Origin of the sequence: Citrobacter sp. Marseille-Q3906, from assembly GCF_916618775.1 — a bacterium.
Classification (GTDB): Bacteria; Pseudomonadota; Gammaproteobacteria; order Enterobacterales; family Enterobacteriaceae; genus Citrobacter; species Citrobacter murliniae.
This window is the reverse complement of record NZ_CAKAKA010000003.1, coordinates 854,799-877,389: the sequence shown is the minus strand read 5'-3', so window position 1 is coordinate 877,389 and position 22,591 is coordinate 854,799. Positions and strand designations below refer to the sequence as shown.

Below are 22,591 nucleotides of genomic sequence, written 5' to 3'. Positions count from 1 at the left end.
GATGCGATGTCATCCGGCCAACTTGATTTAAGCAACTTCAAGCACTTCTTTCGTCGCTTTTACGCCCTGATGCATCAGCATCATCAACGCTTCCAACACTCCACCACCAATTGCTCTGGCTTTATCAGAAACACTGGTGAAATCAGCCGTTTTGCCACGAGGGTCGATATCACCGATTTTAAAACCACCGACCACAGCCAGTCCATCGTTCAGCAAGCCACGCACCATGCCCGTCAACGGCGCTTTAACTTCATGCTCGCCAATCCAGGCTATGACATCCCCCTCCTCCACCAAATCGCCTAATTTAACGTTCGAACGCATCATGCCCGCACCCGGAGCGCGAATAACCCGCCGGGTGGTATGTCCCATAATATTGCCAGGAACGCCGGTATTCTCCTGCGCACAACCAGAATAAATGACTTGCCCGAGCCAGTGTCCGCGATTTGTTTCAATCACCGCATGACAATCTACTCCTGCGGTAAAACCAGGCCCAAGTGCAATTGTCACTGGTGCCATATCAGCACGCATACCCAAATTCTGTTTCGCCAGAATGGCGTCCACCACGCAGAGCGGTTTAAGTTCATCGAGCTGCGCACAGGTTGGATCGACCATCACCGGAATAAACCCACGCTCAGTTAGCTTCGTTGCCTCCGCAGAGCTGGAGACCAGCCGAGCAGTGACACCTTCAACCGTCATTTCGCCATCAAATACGGCCTGGGCAAACGCCACGCTGCAGCGAATCACCGTCGGTTTTTCCACTTCCAGCATGATCACTTTGAAGCCCGCATGATACAGCCGCAGCGCCACCCCAGTGGCGATGTCTCCCGCCCCGCGAATCACCACTAATTGATGTCCGGAAGGATGTGAAGGTTTCATCATCAGCCCACCAGGCGCGTTATTTTTAACTTGTAAGATCTCTGCCAGCACGCTGATGGCGATCTCCTGCGGTGTTTCGGCACCGATGTTGTAGCCCACCGGCGCATGCAAACGGGCAATATGGTCTTCTGACACACCTTTCTCACGCAACTGGCGCAGGAATAGTTGAACCTTACGGCGGCTTGCCAGTAATCCCAGCCATGCGACTGGCTGTTCAATGAATTTATCGAGAACTTCACGATCCTGATTATTGGTGGCAATAAGAACAAAATTATCAGGTCGAATTTCCAGCGCCTCCACCGCTGCGCCAAACGAATCTGCATGCAGTAATGTTGTTGATGGCGGGAAAAGTTCAGGATTCAGACTTTCACGATAAATATCGGCAACGGCGATATCAAACCCCAACAGAGCCGCACTCTGGGCAATGGCCCGGTTGACATGCCCCGCGCCGATTAATACCAGCCGTGGACGCATACCATGTACGCTAATAAATACTGACATTGCACCTCCGCAATCTGACCCGACAGCATCCGCTCCGTTACGGGCCATGCGTCCATGGAATAAACGCGGCTTACGTTCCTGCAATGCCTCCAGCGACTCTTCAATCACCTTACGCTCAACCATTCCTCCACCAATCGTACCGACGATGGAACCGTCGGCCCGCACTAGCATTTGTGCAGAATGGCGAGGTGTAGAGCCTCGGCTATCAACAATTTGCGCTATCACAAACGGACAATTTTGCTCTTCTAGTTTTGCAGCCTCTGTGAAAATATTCATACCAACCTCAATGGATATCCTTTCAGTTACCCGGAATGCCCGGGCTGCTATTTCACAAATCTGCGCGCGATTGCAGGATTTTCTTGTATATCGCCCAGCCAGATTGCCTCTACGTCATGTTGTTGCAGTGGCTTGAGTAGCTCACTTTGTACGATCACATTCTCACATTGAGAAAAACGGTTAATAAACCAGACTCTCCGACAACCTGAAGGCACGTTTTTAAACGCGCCCAGAGGATGACGAACCAGCGAAACGAGATCGCTAAATTGCAAGGTCGACCCCGACGTCAGCCCGGTGATGTCGGCAAACTGCGGCCAGCGATGGATATTTTCTGCGTCAATTATCGTGCCCAGTAAATGCCCACTCATCACAGCGATCACGCAACAACTGCTTTGTGGTATGCAAGGTTCGTGCTCATCCGGCGCTTTTAACGGCAATCCACGCGAGCCATCTGCCTCAACGAGAATCACGTCACATTCCGGACGTTGCGCCAGCGCATCAATGACGTCTGGTGCAAACCCCTGGGCTTTCCCTGACTGCGCTTTCCAGCGGTTAAAACAAAATGAAACAGGCGACGTGAGAGACACATGAGGAAGCATTACGGGATCGCGGCAGAAAATCACAGGCCAGCAGGAATCGGGCAAAAACATATGAGTGGTCGTAGTGATTAAAACGCGCCTGCCGCTGGACTGAAATAACTGCGCCAGCCAAAAAAGCAGGCTGGTTTTTCCCCCTGCACCAACAACAGAAATGACTGCGGGGTGTTTCTTTGCGCCTAAATCAATGAATAACATTGCCGGGTCAATTATACTTTTCACGAGCCTTCTGGGACCTCTCTGAGGTAAATTAGCCCCATCACTTTATTTGTAGGAAAGTGACACAATTTTCAGGTATGACTTGCCAATAAATAATGGAAACTCTATGTCAGCCATCGACTGTATAATTACCGCTGCCGGATTATCATCAAGAATGGGGCAATGGAAAATGATGTTACCCTGGCAACAGGGAACAATTCTTGATGCAAGTATCAAAAATGCGTTGCAGTTTTGTAGTCGAATTATTTTAGTAACCGGTTATCGTGCTGATGAACTGCATAATCGCTACGTAAACAATGCCAATATCACTATTATTTATAACCCTGATTATGCGCTGGGCTTGCTGACCTCGGTGAAAGCCGCAGTCCCCTCGGTTGAAACAGCGCATTGTTTTATCACCCATGGCGACATGCCCAATCTGAACACCGATATTTTCCGAAAAATCTGGGCATTACGTAACAATGGCGCAATACTCCCTCAGCACAACGGCATACCTGGACATCCGATTTTAATGTCGAAATCGTGCCTGATGCAGGCGGTCCAGCGACCTAATGTTAGCAATATGCGTCAAGCATTGCTGATGGGTGAACACTATTTCGTCGAAATGGAAAATGAAGAAATAATTTTAGATATTGATACTCCCGAAGATTTTATTAATGCACAAAAAAGCATGCTTAAATTTAGAAAACCCAGTTAAACGATTGCGTTCAAATATTTAACCCACTCACTACGTCTTTATCATAATGATAAGGAATCACTGTTTTTGAGAAACGAGAAAAGGTGATAAAAACCCTGGTAATAATAAACCTCAGGAGTGATTTTAATTCTCATTTGGCTACTGTGAGATAATTCACAAAAAGCGTTTAACTTTCGAATCGCCTCACATTTTTTTATATTACCAGGCAAAGTTGGCAAGAGTGGTGCGATTGTTGCTCTATCCCTCTAAACCACCGGATTTCTCAATACCGGTCACTCAATGATATCTGTGTAAGCTAAGGAGAGGGTTATGGGGGATATTATGCGTCCCATTCCGTTTGAGGAACTTTTGACGCGCATATTTGATGAATACCAACAACAACGCTCTATCTTTGGTATTCCTGAGCAGCAGTTTTACTCACCCGTAGAAGGTAAATCTGTCAACGTATTCGGTGAAACCTGTGCTACCCCCGTCGGCCCTGCCGCTGGCCCGCACACGCAACTCGCACAAAATATCGTCACCTCATGGCTGACCGGCGGACGATTCATCGAACTAAAAACGGTACAAATTCTTGACCGTCTGGAGCTAGAAAAACCCTGTATCGACGCAGAAGACGAGTGTTTTAACACCGAATGGTCTACCGAATTCACTCTGCTTAAAGCGTGGGATGAATACCTTAAAGCCTGGTTTGCCTTGCATCTGCTTGAAGCCATGTTCCAACCTTCCAACTCCGGTAAATCGTTCATCTTTAATATGAGCGTCGGTTACAACCTCGACGGTATTAAACAGCCACCAATGCAGCAATTCATCGACAATATGATGGACGCATCTGCGCATCCGAAATTCACCCAATACCGCGATACGCTTAATAAGCTGCTCCTGGATGATGCGTTTTTAGCCCGCCACGGTTTGCAGGGTAAACGCGCGCATTTACAGGCACTACCGGCACGTATCCCTACCAGCATGGTGCAAGGCGTAACCCTCTCCACTATGCACGGCTGCCCTCCACATGAAATCGAAGCCATTTGCCGCTACATGTTGGAAGAAAAAGAGCTGAACACTTTCGTGAAACTTAACCCGACTTTGTTGGGCTACACACGAGTACGTGAAATTCTTGATGGCTGCGGGTTCGATTACATCGGCTTAAAAGAAGAGTCTTTTGATCATGATCTGAAGCTGACACAGGCGCTGGAGATGCTGCAGCGCCTGATGGCGCTGGCTAAAGAGAAATCGCTCAGCTTTGGCGTCAAACTGACTAACACTCTCGGCACTATCAACAACAAAGGCGCCTTGCCTGGTGAAGAGATGTATATGTCCGGGCGTGCGCTGTTCCCGCTCTCTATCAATGTTGCAGCAGTTCTGTCCCGCGCCTTTGATGGCAGACTGCCTATCTCTTATTCCGGTGGCGCCAGCCAACTGACTATCCGCGATATTTTCGATACTGGTATTCGCCCGATCACCATGGCAACTGACCTGTTGAAACCCGGCGGCTATCTGCGTTTAAGCGCCTGCATGCGTGAACTGGAAGCGTCAGATGCCTGGGGTCTCGACCATGTTGATGTTGAACGGCTGAACAAGCTGGCGGCAGACGCGTTAACCATGGAGTACACCCAGAAACACTGGAAGCCCGAAGAGCGTATTGAAGTGGCGGAAGATCTGCCGCTGACCGACTGCTACGTTGCACCATGTGTCACCGCTTGCGCCATCCAACAGGATATCCCTGAATATATTCGCCTGCTGGGCGAGCACCGCTATGCCGACGCGCTGGAACTTATCTATCAGCGCAACGCCCTGCCCGCAATTACCGGTCACATTTGCGATCATCAATGCCAGTACAACTGTACCCGCCTGGACTACGACAGTGCGCTGAATATCCGCGAACTGAAAAAAGTCGCGCTGGAAAAAGGCTGGGATGAGTATAAACAGCGCTGGCACAAACCAGCGGGTTCCGGTTCACGCCACCCAGTCGCCGTGATTGGCGCGGGCCCGGCGGGTCTGGCGGCAGGTTACTTCCTTGCCAGAGCCGGTCATCCGGTCACGCTATTTGAACGCGAAGCCAATGCGGGCGGCGTGGTGAAAAATATCATTCCCCAGTTCCGTATCCCGGCGGAGTTAATTCAGCACGATATCGATTTTGTCGCTGACCATGGGGTGAAATTTGAGTATGGCTGTTCATCGACTTTAACCGTCGAACAATTAAAAAATCAGGGCTTCCATTACATTCTGATCGCTACCGGCACCGATAAAAACAGCGGTGTAAAACTGGCGGGCGACAATCAACATGTCTGGAAATCTCTCCCCTTCCTGCGCGAATACAACAAAGGTGCAGCGCTCCACCTGGGCAAGCATGTGGTGATTGTCGGAGCCGGTAACACCGCGATGGACTGCGCGCGCGCCGCATTACGCGTACCTGGCGTCGAAAAAGCGACCGTCATTTACCGTCGTTCACTGCAAGAGATGCCAGCGTGGCGTGAAGAGTATGAAGAAGCACTGCACGATGGTGTAGAGTTCCGTTTCCTGAACAACCCGGAACGTTTTGATGCCGACGGTACCTTAACACTGCGCGTCATGTCGCTTGGTGAACCTGATGAGAAAGGTCGTCGCCGTCCGGTTGAAACCAGCGAAACAGTGACGCTGCATGTAGACAGCCTGATTACCGCCATTGGCGAACAGCAGGACACTGAAGCCTTGAATGCTATGGGCGTACCACTGGACAAAAACGGCTGGCCAGATGTCGATCACAACGGTGAAACTCGCCTCGCTGACGTCTTTATGATTGGTGACGTTCAACGCGGGCCGTCCTCTATTGTCGCAGCGGTTGGAACCGCACGTCGGGCAACGGATGCCATCCTTAGCCGGGAAAACATCCGTTCACACCAGAGCGATAAATACTGGAACAACACCAACCCTGCGGAAATCTATCTACGCAAAGGCGATATCTCTATCTCCATGGTAAATAGCGACGACCGTGACGCATTTGTCGCTCAGGAAGCCGCACGCTGCCTTGAATGTAACTATGTTTGCAGCAAGTGCGTCGATGTCTGCCCGAACCGCGCCAACGTCTCTATTCCGGTTCCAGGATTCCAGAACCGTTTCCAGACGCTCCACCTCGATGCCTACTGCAACGAATGTGGTAACTGTGCCCAGTTCTGCCCATGGAATGGCAGACCATACAAAGACAAAATCACCGTCTTTAGCCTGTCGCAGGATTTTGATAACAGCAGCAACCCTGGCTTCCTGGTGGAAAATGACCGGGTGCGCGTACGTCTGAATAACCAAAGCTGGAATCTGAACATCGACAGCGAAGGGCTGTTTAACAACGTGCCACCGGAGCTAAACAATATGTGCCGCATTATCAGCCATATCCACCAGCATCATCATTATCTGCTGGGCCACGTGGAGGTGTAATCATGTTGATTCTGAAGAATGTCACCGCAGTTCAGCTACACCCGGCAAAAGTACAGGAAGGCGTCGATATCGCCATCGAAAATGATGTCATCATCGCTATCGGCGACACCCTGACGCAACGCTATCCTGACGCCCGCTACAAAGAGATGCATGGTCGAATTGTGATGCCAGGCATTGTCTGCTCGCATAACCATTTTTACTCGGGTTTGTCCCGAGGAATTATGGCGAATATCGCCCCCTGCCCGGATTTCATCTCGACGCTGAAAAATCTCTGGTGGCGGCTCGATCGCGCTCTTGATGAAGAGTCGCTCTATTACAGCGGGCTAATTTGTTCACTGGAGGCTATCAAGAGCGGATGTACCACGGTTATCGATCATCATGCTTCCCCTGCCTATATCGGAGGGTCGCTCTCTACACTGCGCAACGCATTTTTAAAAGTTGGTTTGCGTGCGATGACCTGTTTTGAAACCACCGATCGTAACAACGGCATCAAAGAGTTACAGGAAGGGGTAGAAGAAAACATCCGTTTCGCCCATCAGATTGACGACGCGAAGAAATCCGCAATGGAGCCGTATCTGGTGGAAGCACATATCGGCGCTCACGCACCATTTACTGTTCCAGATGCAGGTCTGGAAATGCTTCGCGAGGCGGTAAAAGCAACGGGACGTGGTTTACACATTCACGCAGCGGAAGATTTGTATGACGTCTCTCACAGCCACCACTGGCACGGCAAAGACCTGCTGGTACGCCTGGCGGACTACGATCTCATCAACAGTAAAACGCTGGTCGCTCATGGGTTGTATCTGTCGAAAGAGGATATCGATCGGCTTAATCAGCACGATGCGTTCCTGGTGCATAACGCCCGTTCTAACATGAACAACCATGTCGGCTATAACCATCACCTTAGCGATATCCGCAATCTTGCGTTGGGAACTGACGGCATCGGTTCAGACATGTTTGAAGAGATGAAATTCGCCTTCTTTAAACATCGTGACGCTGGTGGTTCGCTGTGGCCTGACAGTTTTGCCAAAGCCCTGGCTAACGGCAACGAACTGATTAGCCGCAACTTCAGCGCAAAATTTGGCCTTCTGGAGGTCGGTTATAAAGCCGATTTAACCATTTGCGATTACAACTCACCGACACCACTGCTGGCAGACAATATCGCCGGACATATCGCCTTCGGTATGGGTTCAGGCAGCGTTCACAGTGTGATGGTCAACGGCGTGATGGTTTATGAAGACCATCAGTTTAACTTCGACTGCGATTCCATTTATGCGCAAGCCAGAAAAGCTGCCGCCAGTATGTGGCGTCGGATGGATGCGCTGGCATAAATGACAGATCCCCTCTTCTTTCAGAGAAGAAGGGAAATTAAGGAAAGAAGATGATTGAACAATTTTTCAGACCCGACTCGGTAGAACAGGCGCTGGAACTAAAGCGCCGCTACCAGGATGAAGCTGTCTGGTTTGCCGGGGGCAGCAAACTTAACGCTACACCAACCCGGACGGATAAAAAAATTGCCATTTCTTTGCAGGATCTGGAACTGGGCTGGGTTGACTGGGATAACGGGGCACTGCGCATTGGCGCAATGTCGCGCTTACAGCCTCTGCGCGATGCACGCTACATTCCAGCGGCGCTGCGGGAAGCGCTCGGTTTTGTCTACTCCCGTCATGTCCGTAACCAGTCCACTATCGGTGGTGAAATCGCCGCCAGGCAGGAAGAGTCCGTGTTACTTCCGGTACTGCTGGCGCTGGATGCTGAGTTGGTTTTTGGCAACGGCGAAACACTGTCGATTGAAAACTATCTTGCCGATCCACGCGACCGACTGCTGACTGAAATTATCATAAAAGATCCGTATCGCACTTGTGCTACTCGCAAAATTAGCCGTTCCCAGGCGGGGTTAACCGTGGTTACCGCAGCAGTTGCATTAACAGATCACGACGGTCTGCGGATCGCGCTGGATGGTGTCGCCAGTAAAACATTGCGCCTGCACGACGTAGAAAAACAAAATCTGGAAGGTCGCGCACTGGAGCAAGCCGTCGCCAGGGCCATTTTCCCCGTGGGGGATATTCGGGGTAGCGTCGCGTATAAACGCTATATCACGGGAGTTGTAGTAGCCGACCTGTATACCGACTGCCAACAGGCTGGGGAGGAAGCCGTATGATCATCCACTTGACTTTAAATGGCGCTTCCAGGGAACTAAAGGTTAATCCTGCTGAAAACGCACAAAAGCTGTTGTTTAACATGGGTATGCACTCTGTACGCAACAGTGATGATGGTTTCGGTTTCGCCGGTTCTGATGCGATTATTTATAACGGCAACATCGTCAACGCCTCCCTGTTTATCGCTGCTCAGTTAGATCAGGCAGAAATCCGCACCGCTGAATCCTTAGGTAAATGGAACGAATTAAGTCTGGTTCAGCAGGCAATGGTTGATGTCGGCGTAGTCCAGTCCGGTTATAACGATCCGGCAGCATCTCTGATTATCAGCGATCTACTCGATCGCGTTGCAGCACCAACCCGCGAAGAGATCGACGACGCGCTTTCTGGCCTGTTCAGCCGCGACGCTGGCTGGCAGCAATATTATCAGGTCATTGAACTGGCGGTTGCGCGAAAAAATAACCCACAGGCGACGATTGATATCGCCCCGACTTTCCGCGACGACCTTGAGGTCATTGGTAAGCACTATCCGAAAACCGATGCCGCTAAAATGGTGCAGGCAAAACCCTGCTATGTTGAAGACCGCGTGACTGCTGACGCCTGCATCATCAAAATGTTACGCAGCCCTCACGCCCACGCGCTGATTACACATCTGGATGTCAGCAAAGCCGAAGCTTTGCCAGGCGTCGTTCACGTTATTACTCACCTGAATTGCCCGGACATCTACTACACCCCGGGCGGTCAAAGCGCACCAGAACCTTCACCGCTCGACCGTCGCATGTTCGGCAAAAAAATGCGTCACGTTGGCGATCGCGTTGCCGCTGTTGTAGCCGAAAGCGAAGAGATTGCGCTGGCAGCACTGAAACTCATCGACGTTGAATATGACGTTCTCAAGCCGGTGATATCAATTGACGATGCGATGGCGGAAGATGCCCCAGTAGTACACGACGAACCGGTGGTTTATGTCGCTGGCGCACCAGATACGCTGGAAGAAGACAATAGCCATGCAGCCCAGCGTGGCGAGCATATGATCATTAACTTCCCAATCGGTTCACGCCCACGCAAAAATATCGCGGCCAGCATTCATGGCCATATCGGCGATATGGACAAAGGTTTCGCCGATGCCGATGTGATCATTGAGCGAACCTATAACTCAACTCAGGCTCAGCAGTGCCCTACTGAAACTCATATCTGCTTTACCCGTATGGATGGCGATCGTCTGGTGATCCACGCCTCTACTCAGGTACCGTGGCATTTGCGCCGTCAGGTAGCGCGCCTCGTCGGTATGAAACAGCATAAGGTTCATGTCATTAAAGAACGCGTTGGCGGCGGCTTTGGTTCCAAACAGGACATTCTGCTGGAAGAAGTATGCGCATGGGCAACTTGCGTGACCGGACGTCCGGTTCTGTTCCGCTACACCCGCGAAGAAGAGTTTATTGCCAACACCTCGCGGCACGTAGCGAAAGTCACCGTTAAACTGGGGGCGAAAAAAGATGGTCGCCTGACGGCAGTGAAAATGGATTTCCGCGCCAATACAGGACCTTACGGAAACCATTCACTCACCGTACCGTGTAACGGACCGGCCCTGTCGTTGCCGTTATATCCGTGCGATAACGTCGATTTCCAGGTCACCACCTACTACAGCAACATTTGCCCAAACGGTGCTTATCAAGGTTACGGCGCGCCAAAAGGTAACTTCGCCATCACCATGGCGTTAGCAGAACTGGCGGAACAGTTGCAGATTGACCAACTGGAAATTATTGAGCGTAACCGGGTACACGAAGGGCAAGAACTGAAGATCCTCGGCGCTATCGGCGAAGGCAAAGCGCCAACCTCCGTCCCTTCTGCCGCCAGTTGCGCGTTGGAAGAGATCCTGCGACAGGGACGTGAGATGATCCAGTGGTCTTCGCCGAAAGCGCAGGAAGGTGACTGGCGTGTGGGGCGAGGCGTCGCCATTATCATGCAGAAATCGGGGATACCAGATATCGATCAGGCTAACTGCATGATCAAACTGGAATCTGATGGCACGATTATTGTCCATTCAGGCGGTGCAGATATTGGCACCGGCCTGGATACCGTGGTGACAAAACTGGCGGCAGAAGTGCTACATTGCGCGCCACAGGACGTACATGTTATTTCTGGCGACACCGACCATGCGTTATTTGACAAAGGCGCATATGCCTCGTCCGGCACCTGTTTCTCCGGGAATGCAGCACGTATGGCGGCGGAAAATCTGCGCGAGAAAATCCTCCTCCACGGAGCCAACATGCTGGGTGAACCACTGGAAGATGTCCAACTGACCACTCCGGGCATCGTCCGCGGGAAGAAAGGAGAAGTCAGTTTCGGAGAAATCGCTCATCAAGGAGAAACCGGTACTGGTTTTGGTTCACTGGTGGGAACCGCCTGCTATATCACACCTGATTTTGCCTTTCCGTATGGGGCAAACTTTGCCGAAGTTGCCGTAAACACCCGTACGGGTGAAATCCGTCTGGATAAATTCTACGCTTTGCTGGACTGTGGCACACCGGTCAACCCAGAGTTAGCGCTGGGTCAGATCTACGGCGCCACCATGCGTGCTATCGGTCATAGCTTGAGTGAAGAAATCATTTACGACGCCGAGGGTCACCCATTGACACGCGATTTGCGAAGTTATGGTGCGCCAAAGATTGGCGACATTCCGCGTGATTTCCGCGCCGTTCTGGTACCAAGTGACGATAAAGTCGGCCCATTCGGTGCTAAATCGATCTCAGAAATTGGCGTAAATGGCGCAGCTCCGGCGATTGCAACTGCTATTCACGATGCCTGCGGCGTCTGGTTACGCGAATGGCATTTCACTCCGGAGAAAATACTCACCGCACTGGAAAAAATATAAACCATAAATGGCCGCTCCGGCGGCCAGTTTCCCTGTTTTATAGATAACTAAATAGTGACTGCGAAAATGAGATAAGCCGTTCTCAAGGCGTCCTGCGCCCCAAATTCGTGGGAATTTATTTTACTGATTCAGATGATCAAATTTACTTTAAAAGGAGTGAAGGGATGTCTGATATAAACCGTGCAGGCTCCGACCTTATATTTGAACTGGAGGACCGCCCTCCCTTTCATCAGGCAATCATTGGCGCAATTACTCATCTACTGGCAATTTTCGTTCCGATGGTGACACCCGCGCTAATTGTGGGTGCGGCATTACAGCTTTCCGTAGAAACCACTGCCTATCTGGTTTCCATGGCGATGATCGCTTCCGGCATTGGCACCTGGTTACAGGTAAACCGTTATGGCATCGTGGGTTCCGGTTTACTCTCCATTCAGTCAGTCAATTTTTCATTTGTTACGGTCATGATTGCTCTGGGCAGCAGCATGAAAAGCGACGGTTTCCACGAAGAATTAATCATGTCGTCGCTACTTGGCGTCTCCTTCGTGGGCGCATTTCTCGTGGTCGGTGCTTCATTTATTCTCCCTTATTTACGCAGAGTGATTACTCCCACCGTCAGCGGTGTCGTCGTGTTGATGATTGGCTTAAGTCTGATTAAAGTCGGCATCATTGATTTTGGTGGCGGCTTTGCCGCCAAAAGTAGCGGCACGTTCGGCAGTTACGAACATCTTAGCGTCGGATTGCTGGTTCTGATTGTGGTTATCGGTTTTAACTGCTGCCGCAGTCCGCTTCTGCGCATGGGCGGTATCGCCATTGGTTTATGCGTTGGCTATATCGTTTCGTTATGCCTGGGCATGGTTGATTTCAGCAGCATGCGCAATCTGCCGCTCATCACCATCCCACATCCATTCAAATACGGATTTAGTTTCAGCTTTCATCAGTTCCTGGTTGTCGGCACGATTTATCTACTTAGTGTGCTGGAAGCGGTAGGCGATATCACCGCCACAGCGATGGTTTCCCGCCGCCCGATTCAGGGGGAGGAATATCAGTCGCGTCTGAAAGGAGGCGTGCTGGCGGATGGACTAGTCTCTGTCATTGCCTCCGCGGTCGGTTCATTGCCATTAACCACCTTTGCACAGAACAACGGCGTGATTCAGATGACTGGCGTCGCCTCACGTTATATTGGACGGAGCATCGCGGTAATGTTGGTGATCCTCGGGTTATTTCCAATGATCGGCGGCTTCTTCACCACCATTCCCTCAGCGGTTCTGGGTGGCGCAATGACGCTAATGTTTTCCATGATTGCAATTGCCGGTATCCGCATCATTATCACCAACGGATTAAAACGACGTGAAACATTGATCGTCGCTACCTCTTTGGGTTTGGGTCTTGGCGTTTCATATGACCCCGAAATTTTTAAAATCTTACCCGCCTCTATTTATGTATTAGTTGAAAATCCTATTTGTGCCGGAGGGTTAACCGCAATTGTTTTAAATATCATTCTCCCAGGAGGCTACCGACAAGAAAACGTTTTGCCAGGTATTCCCTCAGCGGAAGAGATGGATTAACAGTAAAGGAGTTAATGATGTCAGGCGAACACACGTTAAAAGCAGTTCGAGGCAGTTTTATTGATGTCACCCGTACGGTTGATAACCCGGAAGAGATTTCCTCTGCGTTGCGATTTATCGAAGATGGATTGTTACTGATTCGCCAGGGGAAAGTGGCATGGTTTGGCGAGTGGGAAGAGGGAAAATATCAAATCCCTGACTCCATTCGTGTCCGCGACTATCGCGGCAAGCTGGTAGTCCCGGGCTTTGTCGACACGCATATCCATTATCCGCAGAGTGAAATGATCGGCGCCTATGGCGAGCAGTTGCTGGAATGGCTGAACAAACACACCTTCCCCACCGAGCGTCGTTATGAAGATTTAGAATACGCACGCGAAATGTCGGCGTTCTTCATCAAGCAGTTATTACGTAACGGCACTACCACGGCGCTGGTGTTTGGTACTGTTCATTCGCAGTCGGTGGATGCATTGTTTGAAACCGCGAGTCATATCAATATGCGAATGATTGCCGGCAAGGTAATGATGGATCGCAACGCGCCAGATTATCTACTCGACACGGCAGAAAGCAGCTATCAGCAAAGTAAGGAGCTAATCGAACGCTGGCACAAAAATGGCCGCCTGCTGTATGCCATTACGCCACGTTTCGCCCCCACCTCAACGCCCGAACAGATGGCGATGGCACAACGCCTGAAAGAAGAGTATCCCGATACGTGGGTACATACTCATCTGTGTGAAAACAAAGATGAAATTGCCTGGGTGAAATCACTTTATCCTGAACACGATGGCTACCTGGATGTTTATCATCAGTACGGTCTGACAGGTAAAAACTGCGTCTTTGCTCACTGCGTCCATCTGGAAGAAAAAGAGTGGGACCGCCTGAGCGAAACAAAATCCAGTATCGCTTTCTGTCCGACCTCCAATCTTTATCTTGGCAGCGGCTTATTCAATTTACAAAAAGCATGGCAGAAAAAAGTGAAAGTCGGCATGGGAACTGATATTGGCGCAGGAACCACCTTCAACATGCTGCAGACGCTGAACGAAGCGTACAAAGTGTTGCAGTTACAGGGGTATCGCCTCTCAGCTTATGAAGCGTTTTATCTTGCCACCCTGGGCGGTGCGAAATCATTGGGGCTCGACAACCTGATCGGCAACTTTATGCCAGGTAAAGAAGCCGATTTCGTGGTGATGGAACCGACAGCAACGCCGCTTCAGCAACTGCGCTATGACAACTCTGTTTCTTTAGTCGACAAATTGTTCGTGATGATGACGTTGGGCGATGACCGTTCTATCTACCGCACCTACGTTGATGGTCGTCTGGTGTACGAACGCAACTAATAATAAAACCTTAACATCCTCGTGAGGACATCATTATGTCTGGAGACATCCTACAAACACCGGACGCACCAAAGCCCCAAGGCGCGTTGGATAATTATTTTAAAATTACAGCTCGTGGCAGTACCGTTCGTCAGGAAGTGCTGGCGGGTTTGACCACCTTTCTGGCCATGGTTTATTCCGTTATCGTGGTTCCCGGCATGCTAGGAAAAGCGGGGTTTCCTCCTGCGGCAGTTTTTGTCGCCACCTGTCTGGTCGCAGGTTTCGGCTCCCTGTTGATGGGGTTATGGGCTAATTTGCCGATGGCGATTGGCTGCGCCATTTCACTTACCGCATTTACCGCATTTAGCCTGGTGCTAGGGCAACAAATTAGCGTGCCTGTCGCGCTGGGCGCGGTCTTTCTGATGGGCCTCATCTTCACCGCCATCTCCGTAACGGGTATTCGTACCTGGATATTGCGTAATTTACCAATGGGTATTGCACACGGTACAGGTATCGGTATTGGTCTGTTCCTGCTGCTGATTGCCGCCAACGGCGTCGGTATGGTCATCAAAAATCCGATTGAAGGCTTACCTGTGGCGCTTGGTACGTTTACCTCTTTTCCGGTGCTGATGAGTTTGCTGGGATTAGCGGTTATCTTCGGTCTGGAAAAGCGCCGCGTTCCAGGCGGGATCTTGCTGGTCATTATCACCATCTCGATCATTGGCTTAATTTTCGATCCAACGGTGAAATACCATGGTCTGGTAGCCATGCCCAGCCTGACTGGCGAAGATGGAAAATCCCTTATATTCAGCCTTGATATTATCGGTGCGCTTCAGCCAACCGTGCTCCCGAGTGTACTGGCACTGGTGATGACCGCAGTGTTCGATGCCACTGGCACCATCCGTGCAGTCGCTGGTCAGGCGAATCTTCTGGATAAAGACAATCAGATTATTAACGGAGGTAAAGCACTAACCAGCGATTCAGTAAGCTCGATATTTTCAGGCCTGGTAGGCGCAGCCCCGGCAGCTGTCTATATCGAATCTGCGGCTGGGACTGCTGCCGGTGGCAAGACAGGTCTGACAGCGACTGTTGTAGGCTTTCTATTCCTGTTGATTCTGTTCTTATCACCGTTGTCGTTTCTGATCCCCGGTTATGCCACAGCCCCCGCACTGATGTACGTTGGTCTGCTGATGTTAAGTAACGTCTCGAAACTGGACTTCAATGACTTTATTGATGCGATGGCAGGACTGGTTTGCGCGGTATTCATCGTCCTGACCTGCAATATCGTTACCGGTATTATGCTGGGCTTTGTAACGCTGGTGGTGGGCCGCGTATTTGCGCGCGAATGGCACAAACTGAATATCGGTACTGTTATCATTACCGTCGCCCTGGTCGTGTTTTACGCAGGTGGTTGGGCAATCTAAGAGAAGCTCCGCGCCATACAAGCGCGGGGGTTTTATCAGAGAAGATTCTCGCCGCTGGCAGCAATACGCTGCTGGCGGATCCGCTTAAGTTCTCCCTCCGTCATCAACTGTAACGCCTGCGTCGGGCAGGACTCGACACAGGCAGGCCCTTCAACCCGATGTTCGCAAAGATCGCATTTCACGATCAGTGGACGTGCATTTCCCGGCAACATCTGAATGGTGATCATGCCAAACGGGCATGCACAGGCACAACTCTGACAACCAATACAACGGTCGGCGTTTGCCTCCACTAGCTGCTCCCCCATGGTTAGCGCCTGTACCGGGCAAGCCCCTACACACGGTGCATTTTCACACTGGTGACACATCACCGGTGCGCTTACGCTATCCAGACGCTGTACCTTTAAGCGCGGTAGAAAAAAACTGGCATTCAACTCCAGTTCTAACGGATGAGCAACCACGCAAGCCACTTCGCAAGTGCGGCAACCAATGCAGTCATTTTGATTGACAATAATTAACGATTTCATTGCGATGCCTTCGTATCAAACATAGCTAACATATCGCGCGCCGCCTGCCTTCCTGCCGCCATTGCGGTGACCACCAGGTCTGCGCCATGAACGGCATCACCACCCGCAAAGACTTTTTTCAGATGCGTTTGGGTAGATAAATGTCCCGCGGCGCCGGCTTTAATCAGGCCATATTTATCGAGTTTAATACCGCTACCTTGCAACCACGGCATCGCATGCGCCTGAAAACCAAATGCCATAATCAGGACATCGGCGGGCAGCTCAAATTCAGAACCAGCCACCGGGCAAGGACGACGTCGACCATCTGGCCCCGGTTCTCCCATTGCGGTGCGGATCAAACCAACCGCAGTTAAGTGCCCGTCATCATCACAGGCGATATATTGCGGCTGAACATTAAACTGGAATTCAACCCCTTCTTCGCGTGCATTGACTACCTCTTTGCGGGAACCAGGCATACTGACTTCATCACGACGATAAGCACAAATCACGCTGGCGGCATTCAGACGAATGGAGGTACGCAGGCAATCCATTGTCGTATCTCCGCCACCCAACACAACAACCCGTTTACCTGCAACATCCGTCTGCGGATACTCTTCAGATTCAGGCAGCCCCATCAACTGTCGGGTATGCGCAGTAAGGAACGGTAATGCCTGAATCACACCGGATGCATCTTCATTCGGCAACTCCGCACGCATCATGCCGTAAGTACCAACACCAAGGAAAACGGCATCATATTCCGCCGTTAAATCGCTAAAGGAAATGTCGCGGCCAATTTCACAGTTGAGATGAAAGTCGATCCCCATCGCCGTGAAAATCTCCCGCCGTTGGCTTAATACCGTTTTGTCCAGCTTGAAGGACGGAATACCAAAAGTCAGCATACCGCCGATTTCGGGATGCCGATCAAACACATCCGCATGCACGCCAGCCCGCGCAAGAATATCGGCACAGCCCAGCCCTGCGGGCCCTGCGCCAATCACCGCCACTCTTTCCATGCGGGGTATAACCTGGCTGACATCGGGGCGCCAGCCCATCGCCAGCGCGGTATCAGTGATGTAACGTTCCAGATTACCGATAGAGACTGCGCCGGTGTGATCTTTCAACGTACATGCCCCTTCACAAAGCCGGTCCTGTGGGCATACCCTGCCACAGATTTCTGGCAAGGAGCTGGTCTGGTGGCAACGTTCTGCCGCTTCGATAATCCGTCCTTCTTGCACCAGTCGAATGTAGTCTGGAATGGCGTTATGCAGCGGACAATGCCAGTTACAGTTAGCTTTTTCGGCGCACCAGACACAGCGGTCACTTTCATAAGCAGCTTGTTGTTGATCCAGCCCACAATAAATTTCTCCAAAGTGCGTTTTCCGCTCGCTCGCTGAAATTTTATCTGCACCTTTGCGCGGATTAACAGGGAGTAACGCCGCGCGGCGGGATGATGGTAGTTCCTCTGCTGCTTTTCCCTCTGCGGTTCTACGCTGACGCCTCATTTTTATCTGCTGTAACCCTTTGCCATCCATCAGCCGTAACGCCTGCGTTGGGCAAACTTCAACACAAGCTTGCGCGCCAGAATCTCGCTGAAAACAAAGGTCGCATTTCAATGCGACCACGTTATTCATCTCAATGACACCAAAGGGGCAAGCGATTGCGCATCTTTTACAACCAATACACTTTTGTTCATCCAGCTGTACGCTATCTGGTTGAAAAGTTAGAGCATTAACGGGACAAGCCGTAACGCAAGGGGCATTATTGCAATGATGGCAAGCAACGGGATTTGCGGCCAGTCCTTTCCCAACAACATGGAGACGAGGTCGAAAATCACTCTGACTCTGTGGCCAGTTTTCATGATTATGCGCCACCGCACAGGCAATTTCGCAGGCATGACAGCCTATACATTCCGCAGCATCAGCAGCGATAAACTTATTCATTCGTATCCCTTTCACTTGATGAGTTTTTGTCTTCTCAAATGTTGCGATGCAATAAACGGGCATATATTAGGTAGCGTATCTGTATTAATTGCAATTTTGGAACTTAGATCAAATTATTGCGCCGCAATCTATGCCGCTTTCATTAATTGATCATCGTAACCAAAAATAGGGACTTCAGGATTAAAAGTAATAAATGCGAGAGCTCGGTATGCCAGAATGATTAAAGAAATATCAATATGAGAAAATTAGAGATAATTTCACTACCCATTTATTTTCTCATCTATTCTGTTTAACTACGATTATGTGATTACCTCCGCATTTCCACCTTATAACCTCGCCTCCTCGCTAAAACTGGCATCCCACGAGCATGTCTTTATTCAGTTTTATGAAGGTAAACGGTTGCTTTTTAATTTGGCGAGCTTAAGGAGAGACGCATGAGCGCCATAGATTCTCAACCTCCCTCATCTTCAGGGCTAGAGCGCCCCACTGATGAAGTTGACCGCATATTATCACCAGGAAAGCTGATCATACTCGGTCTGCAACACGTGCTTGTTATGTATGCAGGTGCGGTCGCTGTACCGCTGATGATTGGCGACAGGCTTGGCCTCTCCAAAGAGGCTATCGCAATGCTCATAAGCTCCGATCTCTTTTGCTGCGGTATCGTCACGTTGTTGCAATGTATCGGCATCGGTCGTTTTATGGGCATTCGCCTGCCCGTCATTATGTCGGTGACCTTCGCTGCCGTGACACCGATGATTGCCATCGGGATGAACCCAGATATTGGTCTGCTGGGGATTTTTGGCGCGACCATCGCAGCGGGTTTTATCACCACATTATTAGCACCGCTCATCGGCCGCTTAATGCCATTGTTCCCACCGCTGGTTACTGGTGTGGTAATTACCTCTATCGGTCTTAGTATCATTCAGGTTGGCATTGACTGGGCCGCAGGCGGTAAAGGTAATCCGCAATATGGTAATCCCGTCTATTTGGGGATCTCCTTCGCCGTTTTAATTTTCATCTTGCTCATCACTCGCTATGCGAAAGGATTTATGTCCAACGTCGCCGTATTACTGGGGATTGTATTTGGTTTTTTCCTGTCGTGGATGATGAACGAAGTTAATCTGTCCGGATTATATGATGCGTCGTGGTTCGCGATTGTCACGCCAATGTCGTTTGGCATACCGGTGTTCGATCCCGTCTCTATTCTGACCATGACCGCTGTGTTAATCATCGTGTTTATTGAGTCTATGGGGATGTTCCTGGCCCTGGGGGAAATCGTCGGTCGAAAACTCTCTTCACAAGATATTATTCGCGGGCTGCGCGTAGATGGCGTCGGGACAATGATTGGAGGTACGTTTAACAGCTTTCCGCATACTTCATTTTCGCAAAACGTCGGTTTGGTCAGCGTAACGCGCGTTCATAGCCGCTGGGTGTGCATTGCTTCTGGCATCATTTTGATGTTATTCGGCATGGTGCCAAAAATGGCGGTGCTGGTGGCTTCTATTCCGCAATTCGTTCTTGGCGGCGCGGGGCTGGTGATGTTCGGCATGGTGCTTGCAACCGGGATTCGTATTCTGTCGCGTTGTAACTACACCACCAACCGTTACAACTTGTATATCGTCGCAATCAGTCTTGGCGTGGGTATGACCCCGACACTTTCTCATGACTTCTTTTCTAAGCTGCCGGCCGTACTGCAGCCCTTACTACATAGCGGCATTATGTTGGCAACCTTTAGCGCCGTTGTACTGAACGTCTTCTTTAATGGCTACCAGCATCATGCCGATCTGGTTAAGGAATCTGTTACTGATAAAAATTTGAAAGTCAGAACAGTCCGTATGTGGCTTCTGATGCGCAAGCTAAAGAAAAATGAGCATGGAGAATGATATGAATCTTTTAATACGCGCAATATTCAGTCTGCTGTTGCTCTTTCTGATTTCTATTCCTGTCATTTCTGACTGCGTTGCAATGGCCATTGAAAGCCGTTTCAAATATATGATGCTGCTTTTTTAATTACCTTTCCTTGTCGGCATCCGCATTGCTACCGTCGGATGCCGATAAACACTCACATGGTTAATCATTTCACTCTTCTGTTATCTATAATGACGAGTGACTAGAATTAAATGTGAGAAATCATGCAAACGGAACATGTCATTTTGCTGAATGTAAAGGGAATTCCCTCGGGTACGCTGGAAAAATATACCGCGCACACGGCTGATACCCCATTACATCTGGCATTTTCATGCTGGCTTTTTAACCGTGAAGGCCAACTATTAGTAACCCGCCGCGCATTGAGTAAAAAAGCGTGGCCCGGCGTGTGGACCAACTCGGTTTGCGGTCACCCACAGCAGGGAGAAAGTAATGAGGAGGCGGTGATCCGTCGTTGTCGCTTTGAGCTGGGTGTGGAAATAACGCCCCCCGAGTCAATCTATCCTGATTTCCAATACCGCGCCACCGACCCGAATGGCATCGTCGAAAACGAAGTGTGCCCGGTTTTTGCCGCACGAATTACCAGTGAATTGCTGCCAAACAGTGATGAAGTGATGGATTATCAATGGTGCAATTTATCGTGTGTTTTGCGTGGAATTGATGCTACGCCATGGGCGTTCAGTCCGTGGATGGTAATGCAGGCGACGAATAGCGAAGCGAGAAATATGTTGTCTTCTTTCGCGCAGCAAAAGTAAAAAACCCCGACAAATGCCGGGGTTGCGTGCTTTCGCGTAATGCTTATTTTACCGGACGCATAGCCGGGAACAGGATCACGTCGCGAATGGTGTGGCTGTTAGTAAACAGCATAACCATACGGTCAATACCAATGCCCAGGCCAGCTGTCGGCGGCAGACCGTGTTCCAGAGCGGTTACGTAGTCTTCATCGTAGAACATCGCTTCGTCATCACCAGCATCTTTGGCGTTAACCTGATCCTGGAAACGCTGCGCCTGATCTTCTGCATCATTCAGCTCGCTGAAGCCGTTACCGATTTCACGTCCACCAATGAAGAATTCGAAGCGGTCAGTGATTTCCGGGTTTTCGTCGTTACGACGCGCCAGCGGAGACACTTCTGCCGGATACTCAGTAATGAAGGTCGGTTGAATCAGATGCGCTTCCGCAACTTCTTCAAAGATCTCCGTTACGATACGACCCAGGCCCCAGCTCTTCTCAACCTTGATACCGATAGATTCAGCAATAGCTTTAGCTGAGTCGAAGTTGTCCAGATCCGCCATATTGGTTTCCGGGCGGTATTTCTGAATCGCTTCGCGCATGGTCAGTTTTTCGAATGGTTTACCAAAGTCGAAAACTTCATCGCCGTAAGGCACTTCAGTCGTACCCAGAACGTCCTGTGCCAACGTACGGAACAGAGACTCGGTCAGTTCGATCAGATCTTTATAGTCCGCATAAGCCATGTAGAGTTCCATCATGGTGAACTCTGGGTTATGGCGAACGGAGATCCCTTCGTTACGGAAGTTACGGTTAATTTCGAACACACGCTCAAAGCCGCCAACCACCAGACGCTTGAGGTACAGTTCCGGCGCAATACGCAGGTACATGTCCAGATCAAGCGCATTATGATGGGTGATGAACGGACGCGCTGCGGCACCGCCTGGGATCACCTGCATCATCGGAGTTTCAACTTCCATAAAGCCGCGACCAACCATGAACTGACGAATGCCCGCCATGATCTGTGAACGCACTTTAAAAGTATTGCGGGATTCATCGTTGGAGATGAGATCCAGGTAACGCTGACGATAACGCGCTTCCTGATCCTGCAAGCCGTGGAATTTATCCGGCAGCGGACGCAGAGCTTTGGTCAGCAAACGCAGTTCGGTGCAATGAATAGACAGTTCACCAGTTTTAGTCTTGAACAACTTACCTTTAGCACCGAGGATGTCGCCCAGATCCCACTTTTTGAACTGCTCATTGTAGACGCCTTCCGGAAGATCGTCGCGTGCAACGTACAGCTGAATACGCCCACCAACGTCCTGCAGCGTAACAAAGGATGCTTTACCCATAATGCGGCGGGTCATCATACGACCAGCAACAGATACCTCGATGTTCAGCGCTTCCAGCTCTTCGTTTTCTTTCGCGTCGAAGTCAGCGTGCAGTTGGTCTGAGGTATGATCGCGACGGAAATCGTTCGGGAACGGGATCCCCTGCTCGCGCAGGTTGGCCAGCTTCTCACGGCGCGTTTTCAGTTCATTGTTAAGGTCGGCTACCGCGTCAGCGCCCTGTGCGTGTTGTTCAGACATTTT

Annotated in this window: 16 protein-coding genes; 11 read left to right on the top strand and 5 right to left on the bottom strand. The window is 50.5% G+C overall.

What is annotated here, in order from left to right; all coding sequences use genetic code 11:
• Positions 1–27: 27 nt before the first annotated feature.
• Together yqeB and yqeC are read right to left on the bottom strand one after the other, a co-directional pair.
• Positions 28–1,653 (bottom strand): selenium-dependent molybdenum cofactor biosynthesis protein YqeB, encoded by a 1,626-nt coding sequence (yqeB, locus tag LG384_RS21555; protein ID WP_200041850.1) that lies wholly within the window; start codon positions 1,651–1,653, stop codon positions 28–30.
• 47 nt (positions 1,654–1,700) lie between these two features.
• Positions 1,701–2,471 carry a selenium cofactor biosynthesis protein YqeC gene (gene yqeC, locus LG384_RS21550; protein ID WP_225761486.1) on the bottom strand — a complete coding sequence of 257 codons (771 nt, stop codon included), beginning with the start codon at positions 2,469–2,471 and terminating at the stop codon, positions 1,701–1,703.
• 103 nt (positions 2,472–2,574) lie between these two features.
• On the opposite strand from yqeC, the gene mocA reads away from it, so the two are divergent.
• The 8 genes from mocA (at position 2,575) to ghxQ (ending at position 15,903) form a co-directional block, all read left to right on the top strand.
• Entirely contained in the window at positions 2,575–3,165 is a 591-nt protein-coding gene (gene mocA / locus LG384_RS21545) for a molybdenum cofactor cytidylyltransferase (protein WP_225761485.1), read from the top strand.
• A 309-nt stretch (positions 3,166–3,474) separates the two neighbouring features.
• Entirely contained in the window at positions 3,475–6,573 is a 3,099-nt protein-coding gene (gene ygfK / locus LG384_RS21540; protein ID WP_225761484.1) for a putative selenate reductase subunit YgfK, read from the top strand.
• Positions 6,574–6,575: 2 nt separating this feature from the next.
• A complete protein-coding gene (gene ssnA / locus LG384_RS21535; protein WP_048220603.1) occupies positions 6,576–7,904 on the top strand; it encodes a putative aminohydrolase SsnA in 1,329 nt (442 codons plus the stop codon).
• A gap of 50 nt (positions 7,905–7,954) precedes the next feature.
• Positions 7,955–8,734 carry a molybdopterin-dependent oxidoreductase FAD-binding subunit gene (gene ygfM / locus LG384_RS21530; protein WP_045447207.1) on the top strand — a complete coding sequence of 260 codons (780 nt, stop codon included), beginning with the start codon at positions 7,955–7,957 and terminating at the stop codon, positions 8,732–8,734.
• The gene (locus LG384_RS21525; RefSeq protein WP_225761483.1) at positions 8,731–11,601 is read left to right on the top strand and encodes a molybdopterin-dependent oxidoreductase Mo/Fe-S-binding subunit; all 2,871 of its coding nucleotides are present in this window, start codon (positions 8,731–8,733) and stop codon (positions 11,599–11,601) included. The genes ygfM and LG384_RS21525 overlap by 4 nt, the downstream gene beginning before the upstream one ends.
• Positions 11,602–11,765: 164 nt before the next feature.
• The gene (gene xanQ, locus LG384_RS21520) at positions 11,766–13,166 is read left to right on the top strand and encodes a xanthine/proton symporter XanQ (RefSeq protein WP_225761482.1); all 1,401 of its coding nucleotides are present in this window, start codon (positions 11,766–11,768) and stop codon (positions 13,164–13,166) included.
• Positions 13,167–13,183: 17 nt separating this feature from the next.
• Positions 13,184–14,500 carry a guanine deaminase gene (gene guaD, locus LG384_RS21515; RefSeq protein ID WP_045447218.1) on the top strand — a complete coding sequence of 439 codons (1,317 nt, stop codon included), beginning with the start codon at positions 13,184–13,186 and terminating at the stop codon, positions 14,498–14,500.
• A gap of 35 nt (positions 14,501–14,535) precedes the next feature.
• Positions 14,536–15,903 (top strand): guanine/hypoxanthine transporter GhxQ, encoded by a 1,368-nt coding sequence (gene ghxQ, locus LG384_RS21510; RefSeq protein WP_045447221.1) that lies wholly within the window; start codon positions 14,536–14,538, stop codon positions 15,901–15,903.
• Between the two features lie 35 nt (positions 15,904–15,938).
• On the opposite strand, the gene LG384_RS21505 is transcribed toward ghxQ, so the two are convergent.
• Positions 15,939–16,427: a 4Fe-4S dicluster domain-containing protein gene (locus LG384_RS21505; protein WP_200009959.1), complete on the bottom strand. Its 489-nt coding sequence runs from the start codon at positions 16,425–16,427 to the stop codon at positions 15,939–15,941.
• Positions 16,424–18,346 (bottom strand): formate-dependent uric acid utilization protein YgfT, encoded by a 1,923-nt coding sequence (ygfT, locus tag LG384_RS21500; protein WP_225761481.1) that lies wholly within the window; start codon positions 18,344–18,346, stop codon positions 16,424–16,426. Before ygfT ends, LG384_RS21505 begins: the two co-directional genes overlap by 4 nt.
• Positions 18,347–18,780: 434 nt before the next feature.
• Here ygfT and uacT point away from each other — a divergent pair, with 434 nt between their 5' ends.
• The 3 genes from uacT (at position 18,781) to idi (ending at position 21,027) form a co-directional block, all read left to right on the top strand.
• Complete coding sequence (gene uacT / locus LG384_RS21495) at positions 18,781–20,229, top strand: urate/proton symporter UacT (protein WP_045447229.1); 1,449 nt, start codon at positions 18,781–18,783, stop codon at positions 20,227–20,229.
• Position 20,230: 1 nt separating this feature from the next.
• On the top strand, positions 20,231–20,356 hold the full coding sequence (yqfG, locus tag LG384_RS21490; protein WP_136345252.1) for a protein YqfG: 126 nt from the start codon (positions 20,231–20,233) through the stop codon (positions 20,354–20,356).
• 122 nt (positions 20,357–20,478) lie between these two features.
• The gene (idi, locus tag LG384_RS21485; RefSeq protein ID WP_225761480.1) at positions 20,479–21,027 is read left to right on the top strand and encodes an isopentenyl-diphosphate Delta-isomerase; all 549 of its coding nucleotides are present in this window, start codon (positions 20,479–20,481) and stop codon (positions 21,025–21,027) included.
• Between the two features lie 43 nt (positions 21,028–21,070).
• On the opposite strand, the gene lysS is transcribed toward idi, so the two are convergent.
• The gene (gene lysS / locus LG384_RS21480; protein WP_045447234.1) at positions 21,071–22,588 is read right to left on the bottom strand and encodes a lysine--tRNA ligase; all 1,518 of its coding nucleotides are present in this window, start codon (positions 22,586–22,588) and stop codon (positions 21,071–21,073) included.
• Between the last annotated feature and the right edge of the window lie 3 nt (positions 22,589–22,591).